1 pseudogene is annotated in these 918 nt (G+C 66.8%); it reads right to left on the bottom strand.

The features are described 5' to 3' along the window. Nucleotides 1-918 (bottom strand): annotated as a pseudogene (locus E1300_RS49625) (alpha-1,4-glucan--maltose-1-phosphate maltosyltransferase); the annotation flags it as partial.

The following is a 918-nucleotide window of genomic DNA, read 5'->3' as shown; positions in this document are numbered from 1 at the left end:
CGTGAAGATGTGCGCCGGCTGGACGTGGGGGTCCAGGCGGACGTAGTTGTGCTGGTGCCAGGTGTAGGTGGTGCCGGTGAGCTGGTCGGTGACGGTGAAGGGGTGGTCGCCGTCGTCGGGCAGGCCCAGGGCGGGCAGGTCGAGGTGGACGGTGGCTTCGCGGGGGTGGGTGGGGTTGAGGTTGACGACGGCCAGGACGGTGTCGCCGTTGTGGTGTTTGGAGAAGGCCAGAAGTTCGGGCTGGTCGATGTGGTGGAAGTGCAGGTTGCGCAGTTGTTGCAGGGCGGGGTGGGTGGTGCGCAGGGTGTTGAGGCGGGTGATGAGCGGGGCGATGGTGGTGTTGTCGCGTTCGGCGGCTTCCCAGTCGCGGGGGCGGTACTGGTACTTCTCCGAGTCGCGGTACTCCTCGCTGCCGGGCCGCACGGGGGTGTTCTCGCACAGTTCGTAGCCGCTGTAGATGCCCCAGGTGGGTGACAGCAGCGCGGCCAGCACGGCGCGGATCTCAAAGGCGGGCCGGCCGCCGTGCTGGAGGTACTCATTGAGGATGTCGGGGGTGTTGGCGAAGAAGTTGGGGCGCATGTAGGCGGCGGCGGGGCCGGTGAGCTCGGTGAGGTAGTCGCGGAGTTCCTCGGCGGAGTTGCGCCAGGTGAAGTAGGTGTAGGACTGGTGGAACCCGATCTTGGCCAGGGTGTGCATCATTGCGGGGCGGGTGAAGGCCTCGGCCAAAAACAGCACGTCGGGGTCGGTGCGGTTGACGTCGGCCAGCAGCCGCTCCCAGAAGGGGAGGGGTTTGGTGTGGGGGTTGTCGACCCGGAAGATCCGTACCCCGTGGTCCATCCAGTGCTGGAGCACCCGCCGGATCTCGGTGTACAGGCCGTCGGGGTCGTTGTCGAAGTTGAGGGGGTAGATGTCCTGGTA

The sequence above is a fragment of the Actinomadura fibrosa genome (assembly GCF_900659615.1).
GTDB lineage: Bacteria > Actinomycetota > Actinomycetes > Streptosporangiales > Streptosporangiaceae > Spirillospora > Spirillospora fibrosa.
The sequence above is the reverse complement of the archived record's forward strand: the minus strand, read 5'-3'. Positions and strand labels throughout refer to the sequence as shown.